16 protein-coding genes, 4 tRNA genes and 1 rRNA gene are annotated in these 20,351 nt (G+C 54.1%); all 21 read left to right on the top strand.

Annotated elements, in window-relative coordinates; genetic code table 11:
- The first annotated feature begins 152 nt into the window (after positions 1 to 152).
- Positions 153 to 268: ribosomal RNA gene (gene rrf / locus Q8R10_RS09790) — 5S ribosomal RNA — on the top strand.
- Between the two features lie 161 nt (positions 269 to 429).
- Positions 430 to 1,392 (top strand): bifunctional biotin--[acetyl-CoA-carboxylase] ligase/biotin operon repressor BirA, encoded by a 963-nt coding sequence (gene birA, locus Q8R10_RS09795; RefSeq protein WP_305653290.1) that lies wholly within the window; start codon positions 430 to 432, stop codon positions 1,390 to 1,392.
- Positions 1,382 to 2,122, top strand: a complete 741-nt coding sequence (locus Q8R10_RS09800) for a type III pantothenate kinase (protein ID WP_305653292.1) — start codon at positions 1,382 to 1,384, stop codon at positions 2,120 to 2,122. Before birA ends, Q8R10_RS09800 begins: the two co-directional genes overlap by 11 nt.
- A 16-nt stretch (positions 2,123 to 2,138) precedes the next feature.
- Positions 2,139 to 2,816 (top strand): SPOR domain-containing protein, encoded by a 678-nt coding sequence (locus tag Q8R10_RS09805; RefSeq protein ID WP_305653294.1) that lies wholly within the window; start codon positions 2,139 to 2,141, stop codon positions 2,814 to 2,816.
- Between the two features lie 142 nt (positions 2,817 to 2,958).
- A tRNA-Tyr gene (locus Q8R10_RS09810) sits at positions 2,959 to 3,042 on the top strand.
- A 28-nt stretch (positions 3,043 to 3,070) separates the two neighbouring features.
- A tRNA-Gly gene (locus tag Q8R10_RS09815) sits at positions 3,071 to 3,144 on the top strand.
- A 25-nt stretch (positions 3,145 to 3,169) separates the two neighbouring features.
- A tRNA-Thr gene (locus Q8R10_RS09820) sits at positions 3,170 to 3,245 on the top strand.
- 82 nt (positions 3,246 to 3,327) lie between these two features.
- The gene (gene tuf, locus Q8R10_RS09825; RefSeq protein WP_305653296.1) at positions 3,328 to 4,521 is read left to right on the top strand and encodes an elongation factor Tu; all 1,194 of its coding nucleotides are present in this window, start codon (positions 3,328 to 3,330) and stop codon (positions 4,519 to 4,521) included.
- Between the two features lie 54 nt (positions 4,522 to 4,575).
- Positions 4,576 to 4,651 (top strand) — tRNA-Trp (locus tag Q8R10_RS09830).
- 46 nt (positions 4,652 to 4,697) lie between these two features.
- Positions 4,698 to 5,066: a preprotein translocase subunit SecE gene (gene secE, locus Q8R10_RS09835; RefSeq protein ID WP_305653298.1), complete on the top strand. Its 369-nt coding sequence runs from the start codon at positions 4,698 to 4,700 to the stop codon at positions 5,064 to 5,066.
- Positions 5,067 to 5,075: 9 nt separating this feature from the next.
- The gene (gene nusG, locus Q8R10_RS09840; protein ID WP_305653300.1) at positions 5,076 to 5,609 is read left to right on the top strand and encodes a transcription termination/antitermination protein NusG; all 534 of its coding nucleotides are present in this window, start codon (positions 5,076 to 5,078) and stop codon (positions 5,607 to 5,609) included.
- 113 nt (positions 5,610 to 5,722) lie between these two features.
- Complete coding sequence (rplK, locus tag Q8R10_RS09845) at positions 5,723 to 6,154, top strand: 50S ribosomal protein L11 (protein ID WP_305653302.1); 432 nt, start codon at positions 5,723 to 5,725, stop codon at positions 6,152 to 6,154.
- The gene (gene rplA / locus Q8R10_RS09850) at positions 6,155 to 6,850 is read left to right on the top strand and encodes a 50S ribosomal protein L1 (RefSeq protein WP_305653304.1); all 696 of its coding nucleotides are present in this window, start codon (positions 6,155 to 6,157) and stop codon (positions 6,848 to 6,850) included. It abuts the gene before it with no gap.
- 213 nt (positions 6,851 to 7,063) lie between these two features.
- Positions 7,064 to 7,564, top strand: a complete 501-nt coding sequence (gene rplJ, locus Q8R10_RS09855; RefSeq protein WP_305653306.1) for a 50S ribosomal protein L10 — start codon at positions 7,064 to 7,066, stop codon at positions 7,562 to 7,564.
- Positions 7,565 to 7,644: 80 nt separating this feature from the next.
- Positions 7,645 to 8,010, top strand: a complete 366-nt coding sequence (gene rplL, locus Q8R10_RS09860) for a 50S ribosomal protein L7/L12 (protein ID WP_305653308.1) — start codon at positions 7,645 to 7,647, stop codon at positions 8,008 to 8,010.
- 223 nt (positions 8,011 to 8,233) lie between these two features.
- The gene (rpoB, locus tag Q8R10_RS09865; RefSeq protein WP_305653310.1) at positions 8,234 to 12,310 is read left to right on the top strand and encodes a DNA-directed RNA polymerase subunit beta; all 4,077 of its coding nucleotides are present in this window, start codon (positions 8,234 to 8,236) and stop codon (positions 12,308 to 12,310) included.
- Between the two features lie 63 nt (positions 12,311 to 12,373).
- On the top strand, positions 12,374 to 16,573 hold the full coding sequence (gene rpoC / locus Q8R10_RS09870) for a DNA-directed RNA polymerase subunit beta' (RefSeq protein WP_305653312.1): 4,200 nt from the start codon (positions 12,374 to 12,376) through the stop codon (positions 16,571 to 16,573).
- Between the two features lie 157 nt (positions 16,574 to 16,730).
- Positions 16,731 to 17,105 (top strand): 30S ribosomal protein S12, encoded by a 375-nt coding sequence (gene rpsL / locus Q8R10_RS09875; RefSeq protein ID WP_305653314.1) that lies wholly within the window; start codon positions 16,731 to 16,733, stop codon positions 17,103 to 17,105.
- A 92-nt stretch (positions 17,106 to 17,197) separates the two neighbouring features.
- Positions 17,198 to 17,668, top strand: a complete 471-nt coding sequence (gene rpsG / locus Q8R10_RS09880; protein WP_305653316.1) for a 30S ribosomal protein S7 — start codon at positions 17,198 to 17,200, stop codon at positions 17,666 to 17,668.
- A 30-nt stretch (positions 17,669 to 17,698) separates the two neighbouring features.
- Positions 17,699 to 19,801, top strand: a complete 2,103-nt coding sequence (gene fusA / locus Q8R10_RS09885; RefSeq protein WP_305653318.1) for an elongation factor G — start codon at positions 17,699 to 17,701, stop codon at positions 19,799 to 19,801.
- 30 nt (positions 19,802 to 19,831) lie between these two features.
- The coding region (locus Q8R10_RS09890) for a GTP-binding protein (RefSeq protein ID WP_305653320.1) at positions 19,832 to 20,351 on the top strand (520 nt) is incomplete at its 3' end.

Consider the following 20,351-nt stretch of genomic DNA (forward strand, 5'->3'; position numbering starts at 1 on the left):
TATAACACCCAAGCAATTTGCAGTTTTTAGCAATAAAAACAGCACGTTGATGGCGAGAATACGCAGTAAACCGAAAGTTTGCGGTAAACTACAAACCTGATATCACATACCCAATTAGGGATAGCGTCTATGACGAGATCCTAGCCGAATTGCTTGACGACCATAGAGAATTGGAACCACCTGATCCCATCCCGAACTCAGTAGTGAAACGATTCATCGCCGATGGTAGTGTGGGGTTTCCCCATGTGAGAGTAGGTCATCGTCAAGCTTAAACACCAAGCCCCTGATCATCGTAAGATGGTCGGGGGTTTGTCTTTGCGCGCAGAAAAGTTATGGCGGTTATTTTTGGGCTATTCAGTTGCTTGGTGTGCTGGGTATTTAAAAAGAGCCTGGCTGTTATGCTTGCCATCTGTTGATGGGAGATTGTAAATGCAGGCTTTGCTTAAGCTTATTCAAGATGGTCGCTTTCATTCTGGTCAAGCGCTTGGTGCTGTGCTTGGTATAAGTCGGAGTGCTGTTTGGAAGCAGCTCCAGAATTTAGAGGCGGAGCTCGGCTTGGTTGTTCATTCGGTTCGGGGGCGCGGATATTGTCTAGAGCGCCCACTGAGTTTGTTGGATATGGAGCGACTGGGTGTGTCTACTGGCCTGGGGACTTGGCCGGTTACGCTGCATTATCAGCTTGATTCGACTAATGCTGAGGCTCTGCGCATGCTTGGTGCGGGAGGTTGCGGGCCATTTGTGGTCTTGGCTGAGCGGCAATCATCTGGGCGCGGGCGGCGTGGGCGTAAATGGGTGAGTCCCTTTGCGGAAAACCTTTACTACAGTCTAGCGTGGCCTGTAGCGGGCGGTGCGCGCCAGTTGCAGGGGTTAAGTTTGGTCGTGGGGTTGGCGGTTTTACAGGCTTTGCGTGCTTTTGGTCTGGTGCAGGCGGGTCTTAAGTGGCCCAACGATATCTTGGTCGATGGAAGGAAGATTGCTGGTGTATTGTTGGAGTTGGTTGGCGACTTAGCTGATCTTTGTCATGTGGTTATTGGTGTCGGCGTCAATGTAAATATGCTGTCCGATGTTGATGAAATTACCCAGCCTTGGACGTCTATGGCTGTTGTTTCTGGCGTGACAGTGGATCGAAATGCTTTTGTTCGTGAGCTCAGTTCGCAGTTAGGCTCGTATTTGCATAGGCATCAGCAGCTTGGGTTTCCGGCATTTATTCCTGAGTGGAATCAAGGTGATCTTTGGGCTGGGCGCTCGGTAACTGTGACAACTACTGCTCAGGCGACGCATGGTGTCGTTTGTGGGGTTGATGTGACGGGCGCGCTGATTCTGCAAACTGAAGACGGCAGGCAAGTATTCAGCGGTGGTGAGATTAGTTTGAGGCTGAAAGATGATACTTGAGCTCGATTGTGGCAATAGTTGGATTAAATGGCGGGTTGTTAGAGCTAATAATGCGGGTGTTGCATTTTCAGGGGTGGTGGCAGGCTGCGAGCAATTGCTTCAGGCATTACTGGAGTTAAATGCTCTGGATTTGCGCCGCTGCCGGATTGTAAGTGTCCGTAATAATGTTGAAACACAAGAGCTGATTTCTCAGCTGGTGCAGGCCTTTAAGGTTGAGGTTGCTGTGGCTGGGCCTGTTTCAGGGGTGTCAGATGTCAGCAATGGATATTATGAGCCCGAGCGTTTGGGGGTCGATCGCTGGCTTGCGGTCTTGGCTGCCTACAAGTTGGCAGGAGGGGCTTGTTTGGTGATTGATGTAGGAACCGCGATCACGTCTGACTTTGTTGTCTTGGGTGGCTGTCACCTGGGTGGTTATATCTGTCCTGGTTTGCGCTTGATGGGCGAGCAGTTAAGTGCGAATACGCACGGCATTCCCTATTTGGGCTCGGGGCTTGAGCGGGTAGATCTGTTGGTGCCGGGGCGAAGTACGGCTGAGGCGGTTGGGCGTGGGAGCCTGCTGATGTTGCGGGGGTTCATTGAGGGGCAGTTGCAGTTAGCTCCAACGCTTTTAGGGGCGCAATTTCAGGTGTTTTTAACTGGCGGCGATGCGGCGCTGGTTGGTGAGCTTTCGGTGGAGGTGCGGTTGGTTCCGGATCTTGTGTTTATTGGTCTGGCAGTCGCCTGTCCTTAGCCTTCGAGGTGTGTGCATGCGCTGGTCTTTTTTGCTGCTATTGGTTTTGAATTTGTTTTATTACGTGTGGCATCAGCAGCAGGCGCCTTTACGGGCGAAGGAGATTTTGCCGTTATCGCTATATCGTGGCGCTCAGCAAGATATCCAGTTGGTGAGCGAGGCTGAGCGTCCGCAGGCTAGGGCTGAGTCGGAGGGTGTGCAGGCGGAAGCAAATGCAGCCTGCCTGTTTCTTGGTGGGCTGGAGGAAGAAAGTGTTGCGTATGCTGTTGAGCAGCGGCTATTGAGTACCGATATCAAGGCCACGGTTGAGGTTTTGGATGCTGCAGTGGGGCTTGATTACTGGGTTTATTTGGCCCCGCTGGCTTCTCGCCAGGCCTCTTTGCGCCAGTTAAAAGAGCTGCAGGCGCGGAAAATTGATAGTTACATCATTTCACAGGGGGATCTGGTTAATGGGATTTCACTTGGTATTTTTCCGCGTAGTGATTCCGCTCAAAGTGTAATGCAGCGGCTTCGCGAGGCTGGCTACGAGCCAATGCTGCGCGAGTTGGCGCGAGCTCACCGTAATTATTGGGTCAAAATTTCCCCGGAGAGTCGTCTTTTGGTCAGCGATGCGTTGCTTAGCCGCCTGGCGGAAGACTTTTTAGGGCTTGAGCATCAGTTAATGCCTTGTGAGGGTATTGCAACGCCGCGCTAGTTTGCATAGAATGGCGCCCGCTTAACCGGCTACGCCTGAAGGTGTTGGTGGTTGAGTTTTTGTAAGTGGAGCTAACCTCAGGTTTTTATTGAGGAAAAGCTTGACACTGGGCTGGCATTGACTGAATATGCCGCCTCGTTTTGGAGGGGTTCCCGAGTGGCCAAAGGGATCAGACTGTAAATCTGACACGCGAGTTTCGAAGGTTCGAATCCTTCCCCCTCCACCATATTTAGCATCAGCTTTGGCTTAAGTTTGCGGGTGTAGTTTAGTGGCAGAACCTTAGCCTTCCAAGCTAATGATGCGGGTTCGATTCCCGCCACCCGCTCCAGGTTGATGTTGATGCGCCGTGTAATGCTCATGTAGCTCAGTTGGTAGAGCACACCCTTGGTAAGGGTGAGGTCAGCGGTTCGAATCCGCTCATGAGCTCCATTATTTAAAGGCAGATATGCAAATATCTGCCTTTATTTTAATGGCGCTAACTTGCTCAATTCTTTGATTGGAGACGTTCGAGATGGCTAAAGAAAAATTTGAACGTAACAAGCCGCACGTCAACGTAGGGACTATCGGTCACGTTGACCACGGTAAGACTACGTTAACTGCAGCGTTGACCAAGGTATGCGCCGAAGCTTTCGGTGGTGCTATTCGTGACTTCGCCCAAATCGACAGCGCTCCGGAAGAGAAGGCTCGTGGTATCACGATCAATACTTCCCACGTTGAATACGATTCGGCTATTCGTCACTACGCCCACGTTGACTGCCCAGGTCACGCTGACTATGTGAAGAACATGATCACCGGTGCTGCGCAGATGGACGGCGCTATCCTGGTTTGCTCGGCCGCTGATGGTCCGATGCCGCAAACCCGTGAGCACATCCTGTTGTCCCGTCAGGTTGGCGTTCCGTACATCGTGGTCTTCCTGAACAAGGCTGACATGGTTGATGACGCTGAGCTGCTGGAATTGGTTGAGATGGAAGTTCGCGACCTGCTCAATGCTTACGATTTCCCGGGCGACGACACGCCAATCGTTATCGGCTCCGCGCTGATGGCATTGAACGGTCAAGATGACAACGAAATGGGTACCTCTGCCGTGCGTAAGCTGGTTGAGACTCTGGATAGCTACATCCCAGAGCCAGTTCGTGTTATCGACAAGCCATTCTTGATGCCGGTAGAAGACGTGTTCTCGATCTCTGGTCGTGGCACCGTGGTAACTGGTCGTATCGAGCGCGGTATCGTGCGCATCCAGGAGGAAGTTGAGATCGTTGGTCTGCGTGACACGGTCAAAACCATCTGTACTGGTGTTGAAATGTTCCGTAAGTTGCTCGATGAAGGTCGTGCTGGCGAGAACTGCGGTATCTTGCTGCGCGGCACCAAGCGTGATGACGTTGAGCGTGGCCAGATCTTGGCTAAGCCAGGTAGCGTTAAGCCGCACACCAAGTTCGAAGCTGAAGTGTACGTGCTGAGCAAAGAAGAAGGCGGTCGCCACACTCCGTTCTTCAAAGGCTATCGTCCGCAGTTCTACTTCCGTACTACGGACGTAACTGGTAACTGCGAACTGCCGGAAGGCGTTGAAATGGTAATGCCGGGCGACAACATCAAGATGGTTGTTACCCTGATCAAGTCGATCGCCATGGAAGACGGTCTGCGCTTCGCGATTCGCGAAGGTGGTCGTACCGTTGGTGCTGGCGTGGTTGCAAAGATCATCGAGTAATCGATTGATCAAATCCCGTTAGGTCGGCATAATTGTCGGCCTAATTTTAGTTTTAGGTCAGTAGCTCAATTGGCAGAGCGACGGTCTCCAAAACCGTAGGTTGGGGGTTCGATTCCCTCCTGACCTGCCAGATTCCTCCTTGAGTGAACTGGTGCGTCTTAACAAGGTCCATGCATATGAATGCCAAGGCTGAAGCTGGCGACTCTCGATACGATCTGGTTAAGTGGCTGGTTGTTGCTGCTTTGATTGTGGTCGGTGTGTCAGGTAATCAGTTTTACTCCGCGGAGCCGATTTTATATCGAGTTCTCGCGTTGCTAGTTGTTGCGGTTGCAGCTGGTTTTGTTGCGTTGCAAACAGCAAAGGGGCGTGCATTTTTTGAGCTTGTTAAAGAAGCCCGCATCGAGATTCGCAAGGTTGTTTGGCCAACTCGCCAAGAAACTACGCAAACTACCTTGATGGTTGTGGCGGTTGTGTTGGTTATGGCGCTGCTGTTGTGGGGGTTAGATTCCCTGCTTGGTTGGATTGTTTCTTTGATTGTTGGCTAAAGGTGACTCGTGGCTAAGCGTTGGTTCGTTGTGCATGCTTACTCCGGTTACGAGAAGCATGTAATGCGCTCGTTGATTGAGCGTATTAAGCTGGCTGGCATGGAAGATGGTTTTGGCGAGATTCTGGTTCCCACTGAAGAAGTGGTTGAAATGCGCAATGGCCAGAAGCGCAAAAGCGAACGCAAGTTTTTTCCAGGCTACGTGCTAGTGCAGATGGATATGAATGAGGGTACTTGGCACTTAGTCAAAGATACTCCTCGGGTGATGGGTTTTATCGGTGGTACTGCCGATAAGCCGGCACCGATTACCGATAAAGAAGCTGAGGCTATTTTGCGTCGCGTTGCTGATGGCAGCGACAAGCCGAAGCCCAAGACTCTGTTTGAGCCGGGTGAGATTGTTCGCGTTAGCGAAGGTCCATTTGCCGACTTTAACGGTGTTGTTGAAGAGGTCAACTATGAGAAGAGCCGTTTGCATGTGGCTGTTCTGATTTTTGGTCGATCCACTCCGGTGGAGTTGGATTTCAGTCAGGTCGAAAAAGCCTAGCTGAAAACGATAATTACCCCGTAGCCATGTGCTGTGGGGTTTTTTCGTCACTGGAATAAAAGTTTAAGTATCCGGGGAGCCGCGAGGCGCATGTACCCGAATTGGAGTGACACATGGCTAAGAAGATTAATGCTTACATCAAGTTGCAGGTTAAGGCTTGCCAAGCTAACCCGTCGCCACCCGTAGGCCCGGCATTGGGTCAACATGGCGTGAATATCATGGAGTTCTGCAAGGCGTTCAACGCTAGAACCCAGGGTATGGAGCCAGGCTTGCCGACTCCGGTCATCATCACTGTTTACAGTGACCGTAGCTTTACTTTCGAAACCAAGAGCACCCCTGCTTCAGTTCTGCTGAAAAAGGCTGCTGGTCTGACAAGTGGTTCCGCGCGCCCTAATACCGTAAAGGTTGGCACCGTGACCCGTGCTCAGCTGGAAGAGATCGCAAAAACTAAAAATGCCGATCTGACTTCAGCTTCTATGGATGCCGCAGTGCGTACTATCGCCGGCTCCGCTCGCAGCATGGGCCTTAACGTGGAGGGTGTGTAAATGGCTAAGTTGACTAAGCGCCAAAAGGCTATTTCGGCCAAGCTTGTTGCTGGTAAGTCTTACAGCTTCGAAGAAGCTGCAGTGCTGCTGGCTGAAGTGTCCGCGGTTAAGTTCGTCGAGTCGTTCGATATCGCTGTGAACCTCGGCGTTGACCCGCGTAAATCTGATCAGGTTGTTCGTGGCGCTACCGTGCTGCCGAACGGCACTGGCAAGACTGTACGTGTTGCTGTGTTCACCCAGGGGCCTGGCGCTGAAGCCGCTATGGCTGCCGGTGCTGACATCGTGGGTATGGACGATCTGGCCGCCGCGATGAAAGCTGGCGACCTGAACTACGACGTAGTTATTGCCTCTCCAGATGCGATGCGCGTTGTTGGTCAGTTGGGCCAGATCCTCGGTCCACGCGGTCTGATGCCTAACCCTAAAGTCGGCACCGTGAGTGCTGACGTAGCCACTGCAGTTAAGAATGCTAAGTCGGGTCAGGTTCGTTATCGCACCGACAAAAACGGCATCATTCACACCTCAGTTGGTAAGGTTGGTTTCGACGCCAGCAAGCTGAAGGAAAACGTTGAGGCGCTGATCTCCGATCTTAAGCGCATGAAGCCGTCTACTTCGAAAGGTATCTATGTTAAGCGCGTGACCCTGAGCACCACCATGGGTCCAGGCTTGATTATCGATCAGGCTTCGCTCGAAGCTTAAGTCGCGGTTGTAAACAGATAAGGGTTGGCGCAAGTGATTGCGGCAACTTACATATTGGGGTCCCTGCCTGGCGGGGGCTATCCAAGACCGTAGGCGACGCAAGTCTTAAACCTAAAGCCTACGCAGATGGTGCTCCCGATTCTTTACCGAATCAGACACCAAAACGACGTTCAGTGTTAATTGAACGTTACGGTAATTTCCAGGAGTAAACCCGTGGCAATTAAGCTCGAAGACAAGCAGGCCATCGTCGCTGAAGTCAACGAAGCTGCCAAAGGTGCACTGTCTGCCGTTGTGGCTGATGCCCGCGGCGTGACCGTAGGCGCAATGACTGGTCTCCGCAAGCAAGCCCGTGAAGCTGGCGTGTATGTACGTGTAGTACGTAACACTCTGGTGCGTCGCGCCGTTTCAGGTACTGATTTTGAGTGCCTGAACGATGTGTTCACTGGCCCGACTCTGATTGCTTTTTCGAACGAACATCCGGGCGCTGCTGCTCGTCTGTTCAAAGAATTCGCTAAGAGTCAGCAGAACTTCCAGATCAAAGCGGCTGCGTTCGAAGGCAAGTTCCTTGCAGCTGAACAAATTGACATTCTGGCCACCCTGCCAACCTACGATGAGGCTATTAGCCAGCTGATGAGCGTGATCCAAGGCGCAACCAGCAAATTCGTACGTACTCTGGCGGCTGTCCGCGACCAAAAAGAAGCTGAAGCTGCCTGAGTTAACTCAGCGCCTTAGTAATCTTTTTGCGTTTTTAATTTTGATGGCTTTCACGTCATCCCAAATCAGGAATTAAAGTCATGGCTCTTACCAACGAAGAAATCATCAACGCCGTAGCCGAACTGTCTGTTATGCAGGTTGTTGAGCTGATCAAGGCTATGGAAGAGAAGTTCGGCGTTTCTGCCGCTGCTGCTTCCGGCCCTGCTGCTGCTGTAGCTGCTGTTGCTGAAGAACAAACCGAGTTCAACGTTGTTCTGCTAGAAGCTGGCGAGAAGAAAGTTAACGTGATCAAGGCTGTTCGCGAATTGACCGGTCTCGGTCTGAAAGAAGCCAAAGCAGTAGTTGATGGCGCTCCAGGCGTTGTTAAAGAAGGCGTTTCGAAAGCTGAAGCCGATGCCGCTGTTAAGGTTCTGGAAGAAGCTGGCGCTAAAGTCGAACTTAAGTAAGTTCGCTTTTGCGTCAACAGTCTTGAATCGCTGATTTAAGGCTGATGGCCGGTGGCTTTTGCCACCGGCCTTTTTCCGTTCTGGGTGATTGCGCGTATGCGCTCACTGCAGATGGAAAGAGAGCCGCCCGATGTGGCGGTGCAAACCGATAGAGTTTGCAAGATTTTTTGGCTGCTCCCGCCGGGAGGAGCCAGCAAGCAGGTGACCAAGCTGGGGAACGCTGATGGCTTACTCATACACTGAGAAAAAACGTATCCGCAAGGACTTTAGCAAGTTGCCGGATGTCATGGACGTGCCTTATTTGCTGTCCATTCAGCTGGATTCGTATCGCGAATTCCTGCAGGCAAATGCAACCAAGGATCAGTACCGCGACGTCGGTCTGCATGCGGCCTTTAAGTCCGTTTTCCCGATTAGCAGCTATTCCGGCAATGCGGCCTTGGAATACGTGGGCTATCGCTTGGGTGTACCGTCCTTTGATGTCAAAGAGTGCGTGCAGCGCGGCGTAACTTATGCCGCTCCGCTGCGGGTGAAAGTCCGTCTGATCATTTTCGATAAAGAATCATCGAATAAAGCGATCAAGGACATCAAAGAGCAAGAAGTTTACATGGGCGAGATGCCCCTGATGACCGACAACGGTACCTTCGTTATTAATGGTACTGAGCGCGTTATCGTTTCTCAGTTGCACCGTTCGCCTGGCGTGTTCTACGACCATGACCGCGGCAAGACCCATAGCTCCGGTAAGTTGTTGTATTCGGCACGGATCATTCCTTACCGTGGTTCGTGGTTGGACTTCGAGTTCGATCCGAAAGACTGCGTGTTTGTGCGGATTGACCGTCGTCGCAAGCTGCCGGCTTCGGTACTGCTGCGCGCGCTCGGCTATAGCACCGAGCAAATGCTCGATGCCTTCTACTCCACCAACGTCTTCCACGTACAGGGCGAAACCCTGCGTCTGGAGTTGGTGCCACAGCGTCTGCGCGGTGAAATTGCTGTCCTCGACCTGCTGGACGAGAAGGGCAAGGTTATTGTTGAGCAAGGCCGTCGTATCACTGCACGCCACGTTAACCAGATGGAAAAATCCGGCATTAAAGAGCTGGACGTTCCGCTGGATTACGTCATTGGCCGCACCACGGCAAAAGCCATTGTTCACCCGGCAACTGGCGAAATCATTGCTGAGTGCAACACCGAGCTGACCGCTGATCTGCTGGCGAATATCTCCAAGTCGCAAGTGGTGCGGATCGAAACCCTGTACACCAACGACATCGACTGCGGTCCGTTCATCTCCGATACCCTGAAGATCGACTCGGCGAGCAATCAGCTCGAAGCCCTGGTTGAAATCTACCGGATGATGCGTCCAGGCGAGCCGCCAACCAAGGATGCTGCCGAAACTCTGTTCAACAACCTGTTCTTCAGCCCTGAGCGCTATGACCTGTCTGCGGTCGGCCGGATGAAGTTCAACCGTCGTATCGGTCGCACCGAGATCGAAGGTTCGGGCGTGTTGTGCAAAGAAGATATCGTCGAGGCGCTGAAGACCCTGGTCGACATCCGTAACGGCAAAGGCATTGTCGATGACATCGACCACCTCGGTAACCGTCGTGTTCGTTGCGTTGGCGAGATGGCCGAGAACCAATTCCGTGTAGGTCTGGTTCGGGTTGAGCGCGCTGTTAAAGAACGTCTGTCGATGGCTGAAAGCGAAGGCCTGATGCCGCAAGACTTGATCAACGCCAAGCCAGTGGCTGCGGCAGTGAAAGAGTTCTTCGGTTCCAGCCAGCTCTCGCAGTTTATGGACCAGAACAACCCGTTGTCGGAAATCACCCACAAGCGCCGTATTTCTGCACTCGGCCCTGGTGGTTTGACCCGTGAGCGCGCCGGCTTTGAAGTGCGCGACGTGCACCCGACTCACTACGGTCGTGTCTGCCCGATTGAAACGCCGGAAGGTCCGAACATCGGCCTGATCAACTCCTTGGCCGCTTATGCGCGCACCAACGAGTACGGCTTCCTGGAAAGCCCGTATCGGGTGGTGAAAGACACGCTGGTGACCAGCGAAATCGTCTTCCTGTCGGCCATTGAAGAAGCCGATCACGTGATCGCTCAGGCTTCGGCCGCGATGAACGACAAGGGCCATTTGGTTGATGAGTTGGTGGCCGTGCGTCACCTCAACGAATTTACCGTTAAGGCACCAGAAGACGTAACGCTGATGGACGTATCGCCGAAGCAGGTTGTTTCGGTGGCTGCTTCCTTGATCCCATTCCTGGAGCACGATGACGCCAACCGTGCCTTGATGGGTTCGAACATGCAGCGTCAGGCTGTACCGACTCTGCGTTGCGACAAGCCGCTGGTCGGCACCGGTATGGAGCGCAACGTAGCGCGCGACTCCGGTGTTTGCGTGGTTGCCCGTCGCGGCGGCGTGATCGACTCGGTGGATGCTAGCCGTATTGTGGTTCGCGTTGCTGATGATGAAGTTGAAACTGGCGACGCCGGTGTCGACATCTACAACCTGACCAAATACACCCGCTCCAACCAGAACACCTGCATCAACCAGCGTCCGCTGGTCAGCAAGGGTGACACGGTTGCGCGTAGCGACATCTTGGCTGACGGTCCGTCGACCGATATGGGTGAGCTGGCTCTGGGCCAGAACATGCGCATCGCGTTCATGGCCTGGAACGGTTACAACTTCGAAGACTCCATCCTCCTTTCGGAGCGTGTGGTTCAGGAAGACCGTTTCACCACTATCCACATTCAGGAACTGACCTGTGTGGCGCGTGACACCAAGCTCGGTTCAGAAGAAATCACTGCAGACATCCCGAACGTCGGTGAAGCTGCGCTGAACAAGCTGGATGAAGCCGGTATCGTTTATGTGGGTGCTGAAGTGTGCGCCGGCGACATTCTGGTCGGTAAGGTCACCCCGAAAGGCGAGACCCAGCTGACTCCAGAAGAGAAGCTGTTGCGTGCCATCTTCGGTGAAAAAGCTTCTGACGTTAAAGACACCTCCCTGCGCGTGCCAACCGGTACCAAGGCGACGGTTATTGACGTACAGGTCTTCACCCGTGACGGCGTTGAGCGTGATGCGCGTGCCCTGTCGATCGAGAAGATGGAGCTCGACGAGATCCGTAAGGACCTGAACGAAGAGTTCCGCATCGTCGAAGGTGCAACCTTTGAGCGTCTGCGTGCAGCCTTGGTTGGTCAAAAAGCCGAAGGCGGCGCAGGCCTGAAGAAGGGCGCTGTGATTGACGACGCGTTCCTCGATGGTCTTGAGCGTGGCCAGTGGTTCAAGCTGCGCATGGCTGAAGATGCGCTCAATGAGCAGCTGGAAAAAGCCCACGCCTACATCGTTGATCGCCGTCAGTTGCTCGACGAGAAGTTCGAAGACAAGAAACGCAAAATCCAGCAGGGCGATGACCTGGCGCCGGGCGTACTGAAGATCGTCAAGGTTTACCTGGCCATCCGTCGTCGCATCCAGCCAGGCGACAAGATGGCCGGTCGTCACGGTAACAAGGGTGTGGTCTCGGTGATTATGCCGATCGAAGACATGCCCCATGATGCCAACGGCACGCCAATCGACATCGTTCTGAACCCGTTGGGCGTACCTTCGCGGATGAACGTTGGGCAGATCCTTGAAACCCACTTAGGCCTTGCGGCTAAAGGCTTGGGCGAGAAGATCAACCGGATGCTCGAAGAGCAGCGCAAGGTTGCTGAATTGCGCAAGTTCCTGCACCAGATCTACAACGAGATCGGTGGTCGTCAGGAAAGTCTGGATGATCTGAACGACAAGGAAATCCTCGACCTGGCGAAGAACCTGCGTGGCGGCGTGCCGATGGCAACGCCAGTCTTCGACGGTGCTAGTGAAGTTGAAATCAAGGCCATGCTGAAACTGGCAGACCTGCCAGAAAGCGGCCAGATGCAATTGTACGACGGCCGTACCGGTAACCTGTTTGAGCGTCCGGTGACCGTTGGTTACATGTACATGCTGAAACTGAACCACTTGGTCGATGACAAGATGCACGCCCGTTCGACGGGTTCCTACAGCCTGGTTACTCAGCAGCCGTTGGGTGGTAAGGCGCAGTTCGGTGGTCAACGTTTCGGGGAGATGGAAGTGTGGGCGCTGGAAGCCTACGGTGCGGCCTACACGCTGCAAGAAATGTTGACTGTGAAGTCGGACGATGTGAATGGCCGGACCAAGATGTACAAAAACATCGTGGATGGCGATCACCGCATGGAGCCGGGCATGCCCGAGTCCTTCAACGTTCTGATCAAAGAAATCCGTTCGCTCGGTATCGATATCGAACTGGAAACCACCGAATAACACGTGACGCGCATCGGGGGCGGGCATGTCTGTCCGCCCCTTGTTTCGTGAGGAGGAAAGGCCTTGAAAGACCTACTGAATTTGCTGAAAAACCAGGGGCAAGTCGAAGAGTTTGATGCCATTCGCATCCAGCTGGCTTCACCTGAGATGATTCGCTCGTGGTCGTTCGGCGAAGTTAAAAAGCCGGAAACCATCAACTACCGTACGTTCAAGCCTGAGCGTGACGGCCTGTTCTGCTGCAAAATTTTTGGTCCAGTCAAAGACTACGAATGCCTTTGCGGTAAGTACAAGCGCCTCAAGCACCGCGGCGTGATCTGCGAGAAGTGCGGCGTTGAAGTCGCGCTGGCTAAAGTTCGTCGTGAGCGCATGGCGCACATCGAATTGGCCTCGCCAGTTGCCCACATCTGGTTCCTGAAATCGCTGCCAAGCCGTATCGGTTTGCTGCTGGACATGACCCTGCGTGACATCGAACGCGTGCTTTATTTCGAAAGCTACGTCGTTATCGATCCAGGCATGACCACCCTTGAAAAGGGCCAGCTGCTCAATGATGAGCAGTACTTCGAAGCAATCGAAGAGTTCGGCGATGACTTTGATGCCCGCATGGGTGCCGAGGCCGTTCGCGAGCTGCTGACTGCTATCGACCTGGAGCACGAAATTGGCCGCTTGCGCGAAGAAATTCCGCAAACCAATTCGGAAACCAAAATCAAGAAACTGTCCAAGCGTCTGAAGTTGATGGAAGCCTTCTTTGGCTCCGGCAACCTGCCGCAGTGGATGGTGCTGACCGTTCTGCCGGTTCTGCCGCCAGACCTGCGTCCGTTGGTACCCTTGGATGGTGGACGTTTCGCCACCTCCGACTTGAACGATCTGTATCGTCGGGTAATCAACCGTAACAACCGCTTGAAGCGCCTGCTCGATCTGTCCGCACCGGACATCATCGTGCGCAACGAAAAGCGTATGTTGCAAGAAGCGGTCGACGCCTTGCTCGACAACGGTCGTCGCGGTCGCGCCATCACCGGTTCGAACAAGCGCCCACTGAAATCCTTGGCTGACATGATCAAGGGTAAGCAAGGTCGTTTCCGCCAGAACTTGCTCGGTAAGCGCGTGGACTACTCCGGTCGTTCGGTAATTACCGTTGGCCCGACCCTGCGTCTGCACCAGTGCGGCTTGCCAAAGAAAATGGCTCTCGAGCTGTTCAAGCCGTTCATTTTCGGCAAGTTGGAAATGCGTGGCCTGGCCACCACCATCAAAGCCGCGAAGAAAATGGTTGAGCGCGAGCTGCCAGAAGTTTGGGACGTTCTCGCCGAAGTCATTCGCGAACACCCAGTGTTGCTTAACCGCGCACCGACCCTTCACCGTCTGGGCATCCAGGCGTTTGAACCGGTACTGATCGAAGGTAAGGCGATTCAGCTACACCCGCTGGTCTGCGCCGCGTACAACGCCGACTTCGACGGCGACCAAATGGCCGTACACGTACCGCTGACGCTGGAAGCCCAGCTGGAAGCGCGCGCGTTAATGATGTCGACCAACAACATTCTGTCGCCAGCCAACGGTGAGCCAATCATCGTGCCGTCGCAGGACGTTGTATTGGGTCTCTACTACATGACGCGTGAAGCCACCAACGCCAAAGGCGAAGGTCGGGTGTTCGCGGACTTGCAAGAAGTTGACCGCGTGTTCCGTGGCGGCCAGGCATCCTTGCACGCCAAAGTTAAAGTGCGGATCAACGAGGTCCTCAAAGATCGCGATGGCACCATCACCAAAAACACCCGTATCGTCGACACCACTGTCGGCCGTGCGCTGTTGTTCCAGGTAGTGCCGGCTGGCCTGTCGTATGACGTGGTCAACCTGCCGATGAAAAAGAAGGCGATCTCCAAGCTGATCAACCAGTGCTACCGCACCTGTGGCTTGAAAGACACCGTAATCTTCGCCGACCAATTGATGTACACCGGCTTTGCTTACTCGACTATCTCTGGTGTTTCCATCGGTGTGAATGACTTTGTTATTCCCGATGAAAAAGCCCGGATCATCGACGCTGCAACCGACGAAGTGAAAGAGATCGAATCGCAGTACGCCTCGGGCCTGGTAACTCAGGGCGAGAAGTACAACAAGGTGATCGACCTTTGGTCCAAGGCCAACGACGAAGTGTCGAAAGCCATGATGAGCAACCTCTCGAAAGAGAAAGTCATCGACCGTCACGGTAATGAAGTTGAGCAAGAATCCTTCAACTCCATGTACATGATGGCTGACTCCGGTGCGCGGGGTTCTGCTGCCCAGATCCGTCAGCTCGCCGGTATGCGTGGTCTGATGGCCAAGCCGGATGGCTCGATCATCGAAACGCCGATCACCGCGAACTTCCGCGAAGGTCTGAGCGTTCTGCAGTACTTCATCTCGACTCACGGTGCTCGTAAAGGCTTGGCGGATACCGCGTTGAAAACCGCGAACTCTGGTTACCTGACCCGTCGTTTGGTTGACGTCGCACAAGACTTGGTGGTTACCGAGCTTGATTGCGGCACCGAGCGTGGCTTGTTGATGACGCCGCACATTGAAGGTGGTGACGTGGTTGAGCCGCTCGGTGAGCGTGTTCTCGGCCGTGTAATTGCCCGTGACGTACTCAAGCCTGGCACCGAGCAAATTCTGGTGCCGGCCGGTACCTTGGTTGATGAGCAGTGGGTTGAGTTCATCGAACTGAACAGCATCGACGAAGTTATCGTGCGCTCGCCGATCAGCTGCGAAACTCGCTACGGCATCTGCGCCAGCTGCTACGGTCGCGACTTGGCCCGTGGTCACCAGATCAACATCGGTGAAGCGGTGGGTGTAATCGCTGCGCAGTCGATTGGTGAGCCGGGTACTCAGCTGACCATGCGTACGTTCCACATCGGTGGTGCGGCTAGCCGGACTTCCGCTGCAGACAGCGTGCAAGTGAGAAACGGCGGTACTGTTCGCCTGCATAACCTCAAGCACGTTGAGCGCTTGGACGGCAACCTGGTCGCGGTTTCGCGTTCCGGCGAGCTGGCGATTGCCGATGATTTCGGCCGTGAGCGCGAGCGTTACAAGCTGCCTTACGGTGCGGTAATTTCGGTTAAGGAAGGTGACAAGGTTGACGCTGGCGCAATCGTCGCTAAGTGGGACCCGCACACCCACCCAATCGTTACCGAAATGAAAGGTACCGTGACCTACGTGGGCATGGAAGAAGGCATCACGATCAAGCGTCAGACCGATGAACTCACCGGTCTGACCAACATCGAAGTGCTTGACGCTAAAGATCGTCCGCTCGCGGGCAAGGACATCCGTCCTGCCGTGAAGATGGTTGGCGTCGACGGTAAAGAACTGCTGTTGCCGGGTACCGATGTACCTGCTCAGTACTTCCTGCCAGCTAACGCCTTGGTCGGCGTGGCGGATGGTGCGCAGGTGGGCGTGGGTGATGTTATCGCCCGTATCCCGCAAGAAACCTCGAAGACGCGTGACATTACCGGTGGTCTGCCGCGGGTTGCCGACTTGTTCGAAGCCCGTCGTCCGAAAGAAGCCTCGATTCTGGCTGAAGTCAGCGGCACCATTGCCTTCGGTAAAGAAACCAAAGGCAAGCGTCGCTTGGTGATTACCCCGAACGATGGCAGCGAGCCGTACGAAGAGTTGATTCCAAAGTGGCGCCACCTGAACGTCTTCGAAGGCGAGCAAGTGGGTCGCGGTGAAGTTATCTCCGACGGCCCGAGCGATCCGCACGACATCTTGCGTTTGCTCGGTGTTAGCGCGCTGGCCAAGTACATCGTTAACGAGATCCAGGACGTTTACCGCCTGCAGGGCGTGAAAATCAACGACAAGCACATCGAGACCATTCTGCGTCAGATGCTGCGTAAGGTTGAGATCACCGAAACCGGCGATTCGACTTTCATCAAGGGCGACCAGATGGAGTTGACGCACGTACTGGCGGCTAACGAGGGTCTGACTGCGGAAGACAAGTTTGTCTCCAAGTATGATCGCGTGCTGATGGGTATCACCAAGGCATCGTTGTCGACCGAGTCGTTCATCTCTGCGGCCTCTTTCCAAGAGACCACGCGGGTGCTCACTGAGGCGGCCGTTACCGGCAAGCGCGACTACTTGCGCGGCCTGAAAGAGAACGTGGTCGTGGGTCGTCTGATCCCGGCCGGTACCGGCCTGACGTATCACCGCGAGCGCAAGCGCAAGCGTGAGGCCGACAAGCCTGTACGTGTAAGTGCAAGCGAAGTAGAAGCCGCACTGGCTGAAGCGCTGAATTTCAGCGGCAACTAAGTGCAAAAACGAAGCCCCGGCCGACACCGTCGTCCGGGGCTTCGTCTTGACTGGGCGCAAGAAGCTCTTTAGACTCTTGTACCCCTAAATTTGACAGGGCTTGCGCTCTGTTATTTTGGTAAGGCAATAGCGTCGAAAGACAACAGTGGAGCTAAAGATGGCAACTATTAACCAGCTGGTGCGTCAGCCGCGCAAGCGCATCGTCGAAAAGAGCGATGTGCCGGCACTGCAGAACTGCCCGCAACGTCGTGGTGTGTGCACTCGCGTGTATACCACTACGCCGAAAAAACCTAACTCGGCACTGCGTAAAGTATGCCGTGTGCGCCTGACCAACGGTTTCGAGGTTTCCTCGTACATCGGCGGTGAAGGTCACAACTTGCAAGAGCACAGCGTGGTGCTGATCCGCGGCGGTCGTGTAAAAGACCTTCCGGGTGTGCGTTATCACACCGTGCGTGGCTCGCTGGATACCTCTGGCGTTAAAGGCCGTAATCAGAGCCGTTCGAAGTACGGCACTAAGCGTCCGAAGAAGTAATTCCAATTCATTTTTACTGAGTCGATAAGAGTAAGGTCGGGCGTGGCTTAGTCATTGTTCCGAACTACCTGAAGACCGTTTGAGGGCTTATCATGCCAAGACGTCGTGTAGCAGCAAAACGTGAGATTCTGGACGATCCGAAATACGGAAGCCTGATTCTCGCCAAATTCATGAACCACGTGATGGAAAGCGGCAAAAAAGCCGTTGCCGAACGTATCGTTTATGGCGCTCTGGAAAAAGTTAAAGAGCGCAAGAACAGCGATCCCCTGGAGATCTTCGAGAAAGCTCTCGACGCCATCGCTCCGCTGGTCGAAGTAAAGTCGCGCCGCGTAGGCGGTGCTACTTACCAGGTTCCGGTCGAAGTTCGCCCGTCTCGTCGTAACGCTCTCGCCATGCGCTGGTTGGTTGATTACGCCCGCAAGCGTGGCGAAAAATCCATGGCTCTGCGCTTAGCTGGCGAGCTGATGGATGCCGCTGAAGGTAAAGGTGCTGCAGTTAAGAAGCGTGAAGACGTGCACCGCATGGCTGAAGCCAACAAAGCTTTCTCGCACTACCGCTTCTAAATTCTGCGCTGTTAAATTTGCGAGGGCTTTATGGCTCGTATTACACCGATCAACCGCTACCGTAACATTGGTATTGTCGCGCACGTAGATGCCGGCAAAACCACGACCACCGAGCGGGTACTGTTTTACACCGGCGTTAACCACAAGATGGGCGAGGTGCATGATGGCGCCGCGACCATGGACTGGATGGTGCAGGAGCAGGAGCGTGGTATCACTATCACCTCCGCTGCCACTACGGCGTTCTGGGCTGGCTCTGAGAAGCAGTTCGAGAATCACCGTTTCAATATCATCGATACCCCGGGCCACGTAGACTTCACCATTGAAGTTGAGCGGTCCTTGCGCGTACTCGATGGCGCGGTTGTGGTGTTTTGCGCCACTTCCGGTGTTGAGCCGCAGTCCGAAACTGTTTGGCGTCAAGCTAACAAGTACGGCGTGCCGCGCTTGGTTTACGTCAACAAAATGGACCGTGCCGGTGCTAACTTTCTGCGCGTAGTTGCGCAGATCAAGCAGCGTCTGGGCCACACGCCGGTGCCAATTCAGTTGGCCATTGGCGCAGAAGATGACTTCAAGGGTCAGATTGATCTGATCAAGATGAAGGCTATCTACTGGAATGATGACGACAAGGGTATGGCGCTGCGCGAGGAAGAAATTCCTGCAGACATGCTTGAGTTGGCTCAAGAGTGGCGCAGCAACATGGTTGAGGCTGCGGCCGAAGCCACTGAAGAGCTGATGAACAAGTACCTCGAAGGCGAAGAGCTGACTAACGCAGAGATCAAGCTTGCTCTGCGTCAGCGCACTATTGCCGGCGAGATCGTTCTGGCTGTGTGCGGCTCTTCCTTCAAGAACAAGGGCGTGCCTTTGGTTCTTGATGCCGTTATTGATTACCTGCCGGCTCCGGTGGATATCCCGGCGATCAAGGGCACCGATCCAGACGACGAAGAAGTCGCCATGGAACGTCATGCTGATGATAGCGAACCGTTCTCGGCGCTGGCTTTCAAAATCGCCACCGACCCATTCGTGGGTACTCTGACTTTCGCTCGCGTTTATTCGGGTGTGTTGAGTTCGGGTGATGGTGTTTTGAACTCCGTTAAGGGTAAAAAAGAGCGTGTTGGTCGTATGGTGCAAATGCATGCGAACACTCGTGAAGAGATCAAAGAAGTTCGCGCTGGCGACATCGCGGCTCTGATCGGCATGAAGGACGTCACCACTGGCGACACTTTGTGCTCCCTTGAGAAGCCAATTATCTTGGTGCGCATGGACTTCCCGGAGCCGGTTATTTCGGTTGCCGTTGAGCCTAAGACCAAGGATGACCAGGAAAAGATGGGTATCGCTCTGAGCAAGCTGGCTCAGGAAGATCCGTCGTTCCGCGTTAAGACCGATGAAGAGACGGGTCAAACCATTATCTCGGGCATGGGCGAGTTGCACCTGGACATCCTGGTCGACCGTATGCGCCGCGAGTTCAATGTCGAGGCCAACATCGGTAAGCCGCAGGTTTCTTATCGTGAGAAAATCACGAAGACCTGTGAGATCGAAGGCAAGTTCGTTCGCCAGTCTGGCGGTCGTGGTCAGTTTGGTCATTGCTGGGTGCGTTTCTCGCCTGCTGATGAAGGCCAAGAAGGCTTGCAGTTCGTCAATGAAGTGGTCGGTGGTGTTATTCCTAAGGAATACATTCCAGCCATTCAGAAGGGCATCGAAGAGCAGATGAAGAACGGCGTTGTTGCCGGCTATCCGCTGATCGGCCTGAAAGCTACTGTGTTTGATGGTTCTTACCATGACGTCGACTCGAACGAGATGGCGTTTAAGGTTGCTGCCTCCATGGCGACCAAGCAGCTGTCCCAGAAGGGTGGCGCGGTAGTGCTTGAGCCAATCATGAAGGTAGAAGTGGTAACGCCTGAAGATTACATGGGTGATGTGATGGGCGACCTCAATCGCCGTCGCGGTCTGATCCAGGGTATGGAAGATACGGTTTCCGGCAAAGTGATTCGCGCCGAGGTTCCGTTGGGTGAGATGTTCGGTTATGCGACCGATGTCCGCTCCATGTCTCAGGGTCGCGCGAGCTACTCAATGGAATTTTCAAAATACTCCGAAGCTCCGTCGAATGTCGTCGAAGCTATCGTTAAAAGACAAGGCTGATTCAGCCCTTTAGACAAGAGGATTTCTGTCGTGGCTAAGGAAAAATTTGAACGTAACAAACCGCACGTAAACGTTGGCACCATCGGTCACGTCGACCACGGTAAAACCACGTTGACTGCAGCGTTGACTAAAGTGTGCGCCGAAGCTTTCGGTGGTGCTATTCGTGACTTCGCCCAAATCGACAGCGCTCCGGAAGAAAAAGCTCGTGGTATCACGATCAACACTTCCCACGTTGAATACGATTCGGCTATTCGTCACTACGCCCACGTTGACTGCCCGGGTCACGCCGACTATGTGAAGAACATGATCACCGGTGCTGCGCAGATGGACGGCGCTATCCTGGTTTGCTCGGCTGCCGATGGCCCGATGCCGCAAACCCGTGAGCACATCCTGCTGTCCCGTCAGGTTGGCGTTCCGTACATCGTGGTCTTCCTGAACAAGGCTGACATGGTTGACGACGCTGAGCTGCTGGAATTGGTTGAGATGGAAGTTCGCGACCTGCTCAATGCTTACGATTTCCCGGGCGACGACACGCCAATCGTTATCGGCT

The organism is Pseudomonas sp. (genome assembly GCF_030698175.1).
Lineage (GTDB): Bacteria > Pseudomonadota > Gammaproteobacteria > Pseudomonadales > Pseudomonadaceae > Aquipseudomonas.